This window comes from Methylobacterium sp. 88A (assembly GCF_000376345.1).
GTDB lineage: Bacteria > Pseudomonadota > Alphaproteobacteria > Rhizobiales > Beijerinckiaceae > Methylobacterium > Methylobacterium bullatum.
On the sequence record NZ_AQVT01000001.1, the window covers coordinates 3,290,177 to 3,302,855 of the forward strand.

12 protein-coding genes are annotated in these 12,679 nt (G+C 66.9%); 3 read left to right on the plus strand and 9 right to left on the minus strand.

Annotated features, from left to right (window positions below):
- The first annotated feature begins 56 nt into the window (after positions 1 to 56).
- Together A3OM_RS0115775 and A3OM_RS0115780 are read left to right on the plus strand one after the other, a co-directional pair.
- A complete protein-coding gene (locus A3OM_RS0115775) occupies positions 57 to 1,601 on the plus strand; it encodes an ATPase domain-containing protein (RefSeq protein WP_026176094.1) in 1,545 nt (514 codons plus the stop codon).
- Positions 1,588 to 2,628 (plus strand): sensor histidine kinase, encoded by a 1,041-nt coding sequence (locus A3OM_RS0115780; RefSeq protein ID WP_026176095.1) that lies wholly within the window; start codon positions 1,588 to 1,590, stop codon positions 2,626 to 2,628. The genes A3OM_RS0115775 and A3OM_RS0115780 overlap by 14 nt, the downstream gene beginning before the upstream one ends.
- Positions 2,629 to 2,638: 10 nt before the next feature.
- On the opposite strand, the gene A3OM_RS0115785 is transcribed toward A3OM_RS0115780, so the two are convergent.
- The 9 genes from A3OM_RS0115785 to tpiA form a co-directional block, all read right to left on the minus strand.
- On the minus strand, positions 2,639 to 3,025 hold the full coding sequence (locus tag A3OM_RS0115785) for a hypothetical protein (RefSeq protein WP_018044733.1): 387 nt from the start codon (positions 3,023 to 3,025) through the stop codon (positions 2,639 to 2,641).
- Entirely contained in the window at positions 3,022 to 4,620 is a 1,599-nt protein-coding gene (locus A3OM_RS0115790; protein WP_018044734.1) for a hypothetical protein, read from the minus strand. Before A3OM_RS0115790 ends, A3OM_RS0115785 begins: the two co-directional genes overlap by 4 nt.
- 32 nt (positions 4,621 to 4,652) lie before the next feature.
- A complete protein-coding gene (locus tag A3OM_RS0115795; RefSeq protein ID WP_018044735.1) occupies positions 4,653 to 5,105 on the minus strand; it encodes a DNA polymerase III subunit chi in 453 nt (150 codons plus the stop codon).
- 53 nt (positions 5,106 to 5,158) lie between these two features.
- Positions 5,159 to 6,328, minus strand: coding sequence for a glutathionylspermidine synthase family protein (locus A3OM_RS0115800; protein ID WP_018044736.1), 1,170 nt, complete (start codon positions 6,326 to 6,328; stop codon positions 5,159 to 5,161).
- Entirely contained in the window at positions 6,328 to 6,924 is a 597-nt protein-coding gene (locus tag A3OM_RS0115805) for a DUF1190 domain-containing protein (RefSeq protein WP_018044737.1), read from the minus strand. The genes A3OM_RS0115800 and A3OM_RS0115805 overlap by 1 nt, the downstream gene beginning before the upstream one ends.
- Positions 6,925 to 7,092: 168 nt before the next feature.
- Positions 7,093 to 7,491, minus strand: a complete 399-nt coding sequence (locus tag A3OM_RS0115810; protein WP_018044738.1) for a DUF350 domain-containing protein — start codon at positions 7,489 to 7,491, stop codon at positions 7,093 to 7,095.
- A 16-nt stretch (positions 7,492 to 7,507) separates the two neighbouring features.
- The gene (locus tag A3OM_RS0115815) at positions 7,508 to 9,136 is read right to left on the minus strand and encodes a CTP synthase (protein ID WP_018044739.1); all 1,629 of its coding nucleotides are present in this window, start codon (positions 9,134 to 9,136) and stop codon (positions 7,508 to 7,510) included.
- Between the two features lie 159 nt (positions 9,137 to 9,295).
- Positions 9,296 to 9,664: a preprotein translocase subunit SecG gene (secG, locus tag A3OM_RS0115820; RefSeq protein WP_018044740.1), complete on the minus strand. Its 369-nt coding sequence runs from the start codon at positions 9,662 to 9,664 to the stop codon at positions 9,296 to 9,298.
- A 155-nt stretch (positions 9,665 to 9,819) separates the two neighbouring features.
- Complete coding sequence (gene tpiA, locus A3OM_RS0115825) at positions 9,820 to 10,581, minus strand: triose-phosphate isomerase (RefSeq protein WP_026176096.1); 762 nt, start codon at positions 10,579 to 10,581, stop codon at positions 9,820 to 9,822.
- A gap of 194 nt (positions 10,582 to 10,775) precedes the next feature.
- Between tpiA and A3OM_RS0115830 the strand changes: the two genes are divergently transcribed.
- A complete protein-coding gene (locus A3OM_RS0115830) occupies positions 10,776 to 12,677 on the plus strand; it encodes a SurA N-terminal domain-containing protein (RefSeq protein WP_018044742.1) in 1,902 nt (633 codons plus the stop codon).
- Positions 12,678 to 12,679 lie beyond the last annotated feature (2 nt).

Below are 12,679 nucleotides of genomic sequence, written 5' to 3' on the forward strand. Positions count from 1 at the left end.
ACAGGGCCGGCGCGGAAACTTATGCTGCGATCATGCCGTACCCACCGGACACGACGATGTCAGCCAGTCCCGCCCCCGATGCCCAACCGATTCCCACGGGAGTTCCGGGGCTCGATGTGATTCTGGCGGGAGGATACGCGGCCCAGCGTGCCCATCTCATCGAGGGACGGCCCGGTGGCGGCAAGACGACACTCGGCCTCCAGTTTCTTCTCGACGGCGCCGCGCGGGGCGAGACATGCCTCTACATCACCCTGTCGGAGAGCCGCCGCGAGCTGATGTCCGTCTCCGAGCGGCATGGCTGGTCGCTGGAGGGGATCGAGATCTACGAACTCGTTCCGCCGGAACTCAGCCTGGATTCGAAGCTGCAGCAGAGCCTCGTCCATTCGTCCGACCTCGAGCTCGGTGAAACCGTGCGCATGGCCCTGAGCGAGATGGAGCGGGTGAAGCCGAGCCGTGTCGTGTTCGACAGCCTGTCGGAGATCAGGTTGCTGTCGCAGGGGTCGCTGCGCTACCGGCGCCAGGTGCTCGCACTGAAGAGCTACTTCCTCCTCAACGACATCACCGCGCTGATGCTCGACGATCTCAGCGCCGAGCATGACGACCTCAACCTGCATTCCATCAGCCACGCGGTGATCCGGCTCGAACAGCTGACGCCGGCCTATGGTGCCCCGCGGCGGCGCGTCCACGTCATCAAGATGCGGGGCACGGAGTACCAGGGCGGCTACCACGACTTCGCTATCCGCAAGGGCGGCATCCTGGTGCATCCGCGCCTGATCGCGAGCGACCATCCCAGCAGCTTCGAGGCGGGCTCGGTGGAAAGCGGCGTCGCCGAGCTCGATCGGGTTCTGGGCGGCGGCCTCGACCGGGGAACGACGAGCCTCATCGTCGGTCCGTCGGGTGCCGGCAAATCCACGCTCGCCATGAGCTACCTGGTGGCCGCCCTCCGGCGCGGCGAACGCGGCCTGATCATCAGCTTCGACGAGACGCGCGGCATCCTGTTGCGACGTGCCCGGAGCGTGGGCATGCCCCTGGCGGATTTCATCGAGGCCGGATCGCTGCAGATCGAGCAGATCGACCCCGCCGACGTCTCGCCCGGCGATTTCGCGGGACGTATCCGCGATGCCGTGGAGCACGATGCGGCCAGGATCGTCATCATCGACAGCCTGACCGGCTACATGACCGCCATGGCGGGCCAGCCCTTCCTCGTCATGCAGATGCACGAGCTCGTCACCTACCTGAACCAGCAGGGCGTGGTGACGATCCTGATCCTCGCCCAGCACGGCATGGTGGGGAAGATGGAATCGCCGGTGGACCTGACCTATGTCAGCGACACCGTCGTGATGCTGCGGTTCTTCGAGGCCGCTGGCCGGGTTCGCCGGGCCTTGTCCGTTCTCAAGAAGCGGACCGGTCCGCACGAGGACACGATCCGCGAGTTCAAGATCGACGCCAGCGGATTGCGCGTCGGCGAACCCCTGCGGAAATTTCGCGGCGTCCTGACGGGCGTGCCCACCTATGACGGGAACGGCGATAATCTCCTCGTCGAACGGGTCGGGGCCGATGGAGAGTCCCTGGACGAGCCCGGACGCGATGCCGCATCCTGAACCGGTCGTCCTGATCCTCGCGCCCCTGGGACGTGATGCGTCAGTGGCCTCGGCGATCCTGGCGGAAGTCGGTATCGCCTCTGAGTCGATCTCGACCCTCGACGCCCTGGTGGCCGGCCTCGATGGCGCCGCCTGCGCGGTGATGACCGAGGAAGCGCTACTGCGCTGGGACCGCAACGCCATCGCCCACTGGGTCGAACGGCAGCCGCCCTGGTCGGATTTTCCCTTCGTGCTGCTCAGCTCTCGCGGCGGCTCGCCGGATGTGCGGCTCACCGATCTCCTGGGCAACGTGACGGTGCTGGAACGTCCCTTCCACCCGGCGGTGTTGGCCAATGCGGTGCGCTCCGCCCTCCGCGCCCGGCGGCGGCAGCGCGAAGTGCAAGCCTATCTTGAGGAACGCCAACGGACGCACGAGCGGCAGGCCCTGCTGATCCGCGAGCTTCACCACCGCGTCAAGAACACGCTCGCCACCGTCCAGGGACTGCTCGGAGCGACGGCGCGCTCCACCAAGGATGTGAACACGTTCTATCATTCGTTCTCGGACCGGATCGTCTCGCTGGGCAAGACGCACAACCTGCTCACCGAGGATTACTGGCAGACGGCCCCGCTGCGCGAGCTGCTGCAGAACGAACTCGGTCATTACAACGATGCGACGACCAGCCGGATCATCCTCGACGGACCGGCGATCGAACTGGCCGCGGACCTCGCCGTCCCCACCGGCATGGCGATCCACGAGTTGACCACGAATGCCACCAAGCACGGTGCGCTGTCGCTGCCATCCGGGCGGATCGTGGTGCGTTGGAGCGTCGATCGGCGAGAGGCCGGGCGTGTGCTCGACCTGAGCTGGACGGAAACGGGTGGTCCCCCCGTGAAGCCGCCGGAGCGCAAGGGATTCGGCTCGACGCTGCTGCAGCGCGTGCTCGCGCAGCAATGCAATGCCGAAGTCGTCATCGCCTACGAGGCCGAGGGGCTGCGGTTCCACATGGTCGCCCCCCTGCCCGAGGATCGGCTGGTGCCCGCATACTGACTCTTTGGGATCAGGATTTCACGATCCGGTCGAGGCGGCCATTGACGAAGAAGTACAGCTCCTTGGCTCCCGGCTCGCTGTAGAGCACCTGGACCTCGCGGCCGGAACGCCCCTCCCCGACCAGCACGTCCGTTGCGGGCTTCGCCTTCAGCCGGACGAGATCGCACTCGCCGATCCCGGGCTCGATCACGGTCGCGGTACCCGGCGCGGCCTGGCTGCAGGTGCCATCGGCATTGAGCACCGGCCCCGTGACGCCGGGCGACGGGGCCGGCGTCACGGCGACGGGGACCGGCACGCTAACCGGCGCTTCGCGCTCGCCGGTGGTGCAGGCGCCGAGGAGGACGAGGCTCGCGAGATATGCGGCGGCCGTGCCCCATCGTGGAGAGGCGTTCGTCACTTCACGTCCTTCGAAGTGCCGGACCGCGCCTTCAGCGCAGCCGCGTAGAGATCGGAGGCATCCTTGTGGAAGGCCGCGCGAGAATCGGGCCGCGAATAGAACATATGGCCGCCCGGATAGACCGCGAGGTCGATCCGCCTCTCGCCGCCGAAGGCCGGTAGCTGGTCGATCAGGAGCTTCGAGGTGAAGTACGGGGTCACGAGATCGGTGAAACCGTGGGCCACGAGGACGCGCAGGTTGCCGTCGAGGGCCATGACGCCGCGCAGCGCACCGAGGGATTCCGGCGCCATGCGTCCAGAGCCCCAGCCCCAGCTCCGGCTCACAGCGCCATTGAGGAGTTCGTAGCGCAGGTCGGGCACGCGGTAGTTCAGCTTCGCGCCGTAGAGTTCGATCATGGCGCTGGTCAGCGGCGCCTGCATGGCCGTGAGCAGCGGGTCCTCGAAGCCTGAGAAGGTCGCGGCCGGGTCGGGGTCCCATCCGGTGATGCCGGTATCGTAGGCGCTGGCGACACGGCCCTCATCCGCGCCGATCTCGCGCTGGACGCTGTTGGAGCTCAGGCGACCGGCCTGACGGCGGACGAAGGCCGGATCGAGACCCGTGATGGCCCCCACCCTGTCGCCGAGCCGGGCGATGGCGGCCTGGTCGGACGGCCCCTTGAGCAGGTCGGCGAGATAGTCGCCGGTGGCATAGGATTCAGTCTCTGCCAGAGCCTTCCGGCTCGGCGTGCCGCCCGCGCGCTCAATGGCGGCGGCGGCATAGGAGGGCAGCTTCGTCACGTGGCCCCAGGGGGTCGAGCGCGGCGATTGCAGCCAGGCGAAATCGAGCACAGGCGACAGGAGGACCATGCCGGAGAGGCCGATACCGATCTCCTCCTGCAGCTTTGCCGCGATGAGCGGCCCGCGAAAGCCGCCATAGCTCTCACCGACGAAGAATTTGGGCGCCGCGATCCGGTCGTTCGTGCGCAGCCAGCGGGCAATGGCCGAGGACAGGACCGACGCATCCGCATCGACGCTCCAATAGCGTTTGGCATCGCCATCCGTCGCGCGGCTGTATCCCGTGCCCACGGGATCGAGGAAGACGAGGTCGGTGAAATCCAGCCATGTGCCGTCATTGGGGACGAGGCTCACGGGCGTGGACGGGCTTATACTCGTGCCGTCGAGGGGCAGGCGCCAGGGTCCGATCGCGCCGATATTGAGATAGGCCGAGGCCGCGCCGGGGCCGCCGTTGATCGCGAAGGTCACGGGCCGGGCCGCCTCGCTCCTGTCGGCGAGACGATAGGCGATGAAGGCGATCTCCGCCTGGAGCTTTCCGCCCTCGTCCACGAGGGGCAGGCTGCCGGCCGTGGCGGTGAAGCGCAGGATACGGCCACCCGGCAGGGTGACGCTGTGTTCGGTGGTGACGTCGGATGGAAGTTTGCGCCCTTCCGGGCCCTTCTGCTCGGCGGCACGCCTTTCCTGCGGCCTGTCGCCCCCCTGAGGCGATTGCGCCATGCCGGGCTGGGTGGTGACGAGGAGGATTGCGGACAGAGCGAGGGCGAGCAGCCTGGCGCCGCCCTCGCCACGGCTCAGGGTCGAGACGATCGAACCTCGTATCATGCGGCTTCCTTTGAGGTCATGGGCCAGAGCGGTCACGCCTTCTTCTGCCAGCGCCCGGATTCGTCCTGCTGCCAGTAGGCGATGGTATGGCCCGCCTCCTTGGCCTGCTTCCACTGCGCCCGCGCACCGAGCAGGGCGTCCTGATCGTTGCCGTCGAACAGGATACAGATGCGCTGGTACTCCGAGGCATCCGGCGGCAGCGGCGCACCGTCCACGAGAAAGCGGATGGCGGCGGAGTTGGGATTGCCGTCCTGCAGGGTCAGCACGACGGGCTGGCTCGCCGCCTGCGGGTCACGGTCCGTCCCGTGCGGCAGGAAGCTGTCGTCGCTATAGGTCCAGAGGTGATCGTCCAGCGCCTGGAGCCGCTCTTCCCCCGACACCTGGATCGCCGCGCGCCATTGGCGCGCCAACGATCGCTCGACGAGGGTCGGCAGAACCTTCTCGAGGGGTTGCTGCTGGAGATGATAGAACAGGATTTCGGTCACACCGGTCAGGATAGGCCAATGCCGCCGTTTTGAAAGCGGCGGGATGCCGCTCTTCAGGCCGGCCCGATGAAATGGGGGACGAACAGGGCGGCATTGCCGGTGATCGGCCCTGCGCTCTCTCGGATGCAGAGGCCCGCGGCTTCGTCCCCCACCATCCACGAGCCGATCACGGGGCGGCGGCCATCGAAATCCGGCAGCTCGGCCAGCGCCTGTCGGATATGCCGGCCGCCGCCATACGGGCCGTGATCCTGCGCCAGGACGGCACCGTCGCGTACCATGAGGATGTTGGCACCTTCCCGCGAGACCAGCGGTTTCTTGACGAAGGCCGTTCCGAGCGAAGCCTTTCGCGGGTCGTCCTCGAAGAAAGCCGGCAGCAGGTTCGGGTGACCGGGTTCGCGGGCATGGAGATGCGCCAGCAAGCCCTTGTTCGACAGGACGGCCTTCCAGGGTGGTTCGAGAAAGAGGGTCGTCGTGGCATCGAGCCCCTCACCGAAAACGTCCGTGAACGCCCATTCCCAGGGGTAGAGCTTGAACAACCTCGGGATCGGCGCATGGACCCGGTCGACGAAGCGTCCGCCCTCGTCCCGTCCGATGTCGGAAATGTCGAGGAAGCGTGTCGCGAGCCCCGCTTGGCGCGCGCAATCTTCGAGATAGGCCACCGTGCCCCTGTCCTCGGGCGCATCGGCATAGGCGGTGAAGGCCATTGAGCCGTCACCGCGAAGCGCGCGGAACCGGGCGACCAGCTTCTCGTGGAGGGAATTGAACTGGTCGGCCGTCTCGGGCAGCGAGCCGGTTCGCAGCCCTTCCTCCAGCCAGAGCCATTGAAACACGCCGGACTCGTAGAGGGCGGTGGGCGTATCGGCATTGTATTCGAGGAGCTTTGCCGGCCCGGCGGATGCCCCGCCATAGGAGAAATCCAGGCGGCCGTAGAGGGAGGGGGCTCCCCGCTTCCAGCTCGTGCGGATCGCGTCCCAGGCGTGGCGAGGAATGTCGAGCGAGGTCAGGATCCGCTCGTCCTCCACCGCATCGGCGACGAAGGCGAGGCACAGGGCGTGGATCTCGGTGCTCGGCGCTTCGAGATCGTCTTCGATCTCGGCCAGTGTGAAAGCGTAGGCGTGGCTCTCGGACCAATACGCTGCGCCATCAAGGGTGTGGAAGGTGAAACCATGCCGGCGCGCGGTCTCCCGCCAATCCGGTCGCTCGCCGATGGGCACGCGCCGCATCAGCCGCCGCTTCCATGGCTAGACCAGCCGTGCGACGAGAACGAACGGCCCGTGCTTCCAAAGCCACCGTACGCGACCCGGCGCACCGCCGAGGAGGCGACCCGTGCGCTGGAGGACGCACCGCCCGATGACGTGGTGATCCGTCCGCCCCAACCCGTGCAATAGCCAGTGCCCCCCGAGTGGCCGGCGCTTCCGCTATGGGACGCCTCCGACTTCGGAGCATGGTCGAAGATCGGCTGGGGCGTCAGGTTCTGATCGACCCGCCTGCCGATGACGTAGCCGGCCATCATCGGGACGAAGCGCCCGGCAGCACTCATGGCGACGCCGTCTCCGGGCAGGCAATGCGATGGGCCGTGGTGAGACTCGCAATCGATCATCGTCGCGTAACGCGGTGCGACCTCGGGATAGGCGGCACGCGCTGTGAGGTACTCGCTCCGGCAATCCGCTTCCGTTCGTATGTCACCGGCGATACAGGCGTCCGCATCGGCGTAGACGAGCACGGATTCTTCGTCCTGCGACGGATCGATATGGGCGAGCCCGAAGGCGGCTGCGCCCGCTCCCGCCAGCATGACGAGGGTGACCGTCTGCGAGCGCATGAGGCGCGGTGGCTTTACGGGTGTCGGTGATCTGGTTTCGGATGGCATCCCAATGTGGGCCGCCTTCCGACGACCTGCTCCCTCACGGCACGATGCCGCACTGACCCGAATGTAGGATCGAGCTTGACCGTTTGAAACCGGGAATGGAAAAATTCGCCGATCGCCCGCTCAGTAGGTCATGGACGCCGCATTGACGATGCCGCCTGCGAGGGACGACGCGGCGAGCAGGATGGACGCGGCGATCTCACCAGCTTCGATGCGACGTGACAGGTCCGGTAAAATCAGCCGCACGACAAAGTAGACAAGGATCTGCACGATGAGGGCGACGAGGCCCCAGACGATGCAGTCGAGGATCGATTGCGCGTTGTAGATCGCCACCGAGAGCGGCAGCGTATAGCCGATGAGGCTTCCGCCCAGCGCGATGGCGGCCGAGGCGTTGTTGGCGCGGATCAGCGCGATCTCGCGATGGGACGTCGCCGACAGGTAGACCGCGAGATAGACCGCCACGAGGCCGAAGGCCGCCGCCACATAGGCGATGAAGGCGGGCAGACCCGAGATCGAGACCATGGCGCCCGCCCCTCCCTCAGACCAGCCGGCTCTGCACGATGGCGGCCGAGATGAAGCTCTTGAACAGCGGATGTGGCTCGAACGGACGCGACTTCAGCTCCGGGTGGAACTGGACGCCGATGAACCAGGGGTGGCCTGCATGTTCCACCGTCTCGGGAAGCAGACCGTCCGGTGACAGCCCCGAGAACCGCAGGCCCTTGGCTTCCAGCCGCTCGCGATAGGCCATGTTGACCTCGTAGCGGTGCCGGTGACGCTCGGAAATCTCGGTGCCGCCGTAGATCTCGGCGATCTTCGTATCCGCGCCGAGGGTCGCCTTGTAGGCGCCGAGCCGCATGGTGCCGCCGAGATCGCCCTGGGCGGCGCGCCGCTCCAGTTCGTTGCCCTTGAGCCATTCGGTCAACAGGCCGACCACCGGTTCTTCGGTTTCCCCGAACTCAGTGGAATTGGCATCCTCCACTCCGGCCAGCGAGCGGGCCGCCTCGATCACGGCCATCTGCATGCCGAAGCAGATACCGAAATACGGGATCTTGCGCTCGCGGGCGAAGCGGGCCGCGCGGATCTTGCCCTCGGCACCGCGCTGGCCGAATCCGCCCGGCACGAGGATGCCGTTGATTCCCTCGAGGAACGGCGCCGGATCCTCGCCCTCGAATACTTCGGCCTCGATCCACTCGAGGTTCACCTTCACCCGGTTGGCGATCCCGCCATGGGTGAGGGCCTCGGACAGGGATTTGTAGGCGTCCTTGAGGCCCGTATACTTGCCCACGATGGCGATGGAGACCTCGCCTTCCGGATTGCGCACACGCTCGGAAATCGTCGTCCAGCGCACGAGATCGGGCTCGCCCTTGGGCTCGATGCCGAAATGCGCCAGGACTTCCCGGTCCAGCCCGGCTTCGCGGTAGGAGAGCGGCACGTCGTAGATCGAGGCGACGTCGCGCGCTTCGATGACGGCGGTCTCGCGCACGTTGCAGAACAGGCCGAGCTTGCGGCGCTCCTCCACCGGAATCGGTCGGTCGCAGCGGCAGAGTAGGATGTCGGGCTGGATGCCGATGGAGCGCAGTTCCTTGACGGAATGCTGCGTCGGCTTGGTCTTCAACTCGCCGGCCGAGGGGATGTAGGGCAATAGCGTCAGGTGGACGAAGGCGACGGTGCCGCGCGGCAGTTCCTGACCGAGCTGGCGGATCGCCTCGAAGAACGGCAGGCCCTCGATGTCGCCCACCGTGCCGCCGATCTCCACGAGGACGAAATCGAACGCCTCGTTGCCCTCAAGCACGAACGCCTTGATGGCGTTCGTGACGTGAGGGATCACCTGGATCGTCGCGCCGAGATAGTCGCCGCGCCGCTCCTTGGTGATGATGTCGAGATAGATCCGGCCGGTGGTGATGTTGTCGGCCTTGGTGGCGGCGAGGCCCGTGAAGCGCTCGTAATGGCCGAGGTCGAGGTCCGTCTCTGCACCGTCGTCGGTGACGAACACTTCGCCGTGCTGGGTCGGGCTCATCGTGCCCGGATCGACGTTCAGGTAGGGGTCGAGCTTGCGCAGACGGACCGTATGGCCGCGCGCCTGCAGGAGAGCCGCTAGGGCCGCGGAAGCGAGGCCCTTGCCGAGCGAGGAGACCACGCCGCCGGTGATGAATACGTACCGCGTCATGGGCTTCGGCTCATAAACAAGGGTGGGTGATTCGCCAAACTTCAAACGACCCCGCCGCCAATGGCGGCAGGGCGAAATCGACGCGAACTGTGGAAAAGCCCGTCCGGCGACGGTTCGAAGCGAGGTAGGAGCGGTCCGCCCCGCCTCGCCGGTCTGTGATCAGCGCGACTGGGGCGCCTCGGGCGTGGCGGGTTGGGCTGCGCCCTGCCCCGGACGAAGGGTCTCGAGCAGGTTGCCGTTGGGCGCCACCGGCTGCGTCGTTGCGGCTCCGTCGAGGATGGACTTCGGCGCGGCGCTGCGATGGGAAATGACCGCCAGCGTCATGCTGGTGGTGAAGAACAGGGCCGCCAGGATCGCCGTGGCCCGCGTTAGCGCGTTGGCCTGTCCGCGTCCGGTCATGAAGCCCGACACGCCGCCGCCGCTGCTGCCACTGCCGAGCCCGAGTCCACCTTCAGAGCGCTGCAGCAGGACCACGGCGATGAGGGCGAGAACCACGATGAGGTGAATGGAGATCAGGACGGCATTCATGTCGTTTCAGTCCGATGTTCCTGGTCCGTGAACCACGTAAGGCCGCATACGGCGCCCGATGAGGCCCGTCGAGGAACGTCTGCGAAGGGCAGGCTCCTACACGAGATGGTGTCCCGCGCCAAATCCTGCATGGAGTTTAGAAGAGGAGAATCGCCTCAGGCATAAGCGGCGGCTATCCCCAGGAAGTCGGAGGCGACGAGACTCGCACCGCCCACCAACGCGCCGTCCACATTCTCCACCGCCATCAACTCGCGGGCGTTGCCGGGCTTCACCGAGCCTCCGTAGAGGATGCGCACCTTTGTCGCTTCCGCCCCGATGAGCTGGCCGAGCATTTCGCGAAGCGAGGCATGGACCTCGGCGATGTCGGCGGGTGTCGGGGTCAGGCCGGTGCCGATCGCCCAGACCGGCTCGTAGGCGATGACCGTATCGGAGGCCTTGGCACCTTTCGGCACACCGATGGCGAGCTGCGCCCGGACGATATCGAGGGTGCGGCCCTCTTCGCGCTCTTCCTGCGTCTCGCCGACGCAGATGATGCCGCAGAGGCCGGCCCGACGGGCGCCCAGAGCCTTGGCATGAACGCCGTCATCGGTCTCGTGGTGATAGGCGCGGCGCTCCGAATGCCCGACGATGACGTAGGTCGCCCCGAGATCGGCCAGCATCTCGGCGGAAATGCTGCCGGTGAAGGCGCCGCTGGCCTTGGCATGCAGGTTCTGGCCACCGATAGCGATGGCAGATCCGTAGACAGCTGCCACACAGGAGGAAATCAGCGTCGAGGGGGGGCAGACAAGGACGTCGATCCGGGATGTGAGTTCGGGCGAGAGCCCGTCGCGGATGGCCTCGACCACCGGAACCGAACTGCGCAGGCCGTTCATCTTCCAGTTGCCGGCGATCAGCGGCCGCCGTCCCGACTTCGACATCGTATCCCTCGCGTTCAGATCATCCTGGTCCGGCTTCACCGGATCGTGAGCGGGGCCGTAACAGAGCCGACTTGCCGGCGCAAACATGCGCTCGCGGATCGCCCCGGCCTTTGCGGAGGCGAGCGGATGGTCTATCGCGGGCGGCTTGGAGCCGTGCCCCGGCGCGCCATCACGACGGATTTTCGAACCTTCCGATGCTGCAGAACATGCGTAGTGCGAGCCAGCATTGGCTCGGCAAGATCATTCTTACGGTGGTCTTCACCTTCCTCATCGCCGGCGTCGCGATCTTCGGCGTGGAAGATTTCTTCCGCTCGAACTCCGCCACGACCGTGGCCACGGTGGGCAAGACGCAGATCACCTCGGAGGCGGTACGGTCGGCCTACCAGCTGCAGCTGCAGCGCTACCAGAGCCAGCTCCAGCGCAGCCTGACACCCGATCAGGCCAGAGGCCTCGGTCTCGATCGGCAGGTCCTCTCTCAGCTGATCAGCGAGGCCTCCCTCGACCAGCAGGCCAAGGATCTCGGGCTCGTGATCCCCGATTCGGCGGTGCTGCGCGCGATTCAGGAAGAGCCGACCTTCAAGGGGGCCAACGGCTCCTTCGACCAGACCCTCTTCTTCCAGACGCTGCAGCGCGCCGGGATCAACGAGGCGATGTTCGTGCGTGACCAGCGCGCCGCCGCCGGACGGCTCCAGATCGCCGAGGCCGTGGCCGCGGACATCCACGTCCCCGCCGCCCTGCGCGAGGCCGTGCATCGCTACACCACCGAGCGCCGCGCGGCGTCTTTCCTGATGCTGCCCCCGTCCGTGGCAGGTGACATTCCCGCACCGACCGACGAGGAGGTGAAGACCTTCTACGACGAGAACAAGAGCGCATTCCGCGCACCGGACTACCGGGCCGTGACCCTCCTCGCCCTCGATCCACAGGCTATGGCCAAGCCCGACGCGGTCACCGAGGAGGACGTGCAGAAGCGCTACGATCTCGCCAAGGTACAATACGGCACGCCGGAGCGGCGCACGATCCAGCAGATCGTGTTCCCCGACGAGGCCTCCGCCGAGGCGGCGCGCAAGGAGATCGAATCCGGCGAGAAGCCGTTCGAGGCCGTCGCGGTCGCGCGCGGCGTCGATGCGAAGGAACTGTCCCTCGGCAACCTCACGAAGGCCGACCTGTTCGACCCGGCCGTCGCTGATGCCGCGTTCTCGCTTGCTCAGAACACCGTGAGCGCCCCGGTCAAGGGTCGCTTCGGCACCGTGCTTCTCCGCGTCACCGCCATCGAACCCGAGACACGCAAGCCCCTCGCCGACGTGGCGCCGGAGATCCGCAAGACGATCGCTCTCGAGCGCGCGAGGACCGCCGTCGAGAAGGACCACGACGCGATCGAGGACGAGCGCGCCAACAGCAAGCCGCTGGCCGAGATCGCCAAGGAGCGGGGCCTCACCCTCGTGACGGTGCCGGCGGTGAGCGCCCAGGGGCTCGACCCGTCGGGCAAGCTCGTCGATTCCATCCCGGATCGCGACACGACGCTGCCGATCGTGTTCCGCTCCGAGATCGGGAGCGACACCGAGGCGCTTCGCCTGAAGTCGGGCGGCTACGTCTGGGTCGACGTCACCGGCATCGACCACGCCCACGACAAGCCCCTCGACCAGGTGCGCGACCAGGCCGTCGCGCAATGGCGCGCCGCCGAGGTGGCCAAGCGCCTGTCGGAGAAGGCCCGCAGCCTCACCGAGCGCCTGGACAAGGGCGAGGCCATCGACACGCTGGCGACGGAAGTCGGCGTGCAGGTGCAGACCTCCACGGACATCGCCCGTAGCCAGGCGAAGGACGGCCTCTCGGCCGACGTGGTCAACCGCCTCTTCGCCGTCCCGGTGGACAAGGCCGTCTCGGTGGAATCCGGCGAGTCGCGCGTGGTCGCCAAGGTCACTGCGACGACGATGCCCGCCTTCGTGTCCGACAGCCCCTCCGACGCGGCGATCTCGAAGCGGTTCCAGGCGACCCTCATCGACGACATCCTCGGCGAGTACATCGCCGACGTTCAGAAGAGCGTGGGGATCACCGTCAACCAGACGGCGTTCCGGCGCGCGATCGGCGGCGAGTACTGAAC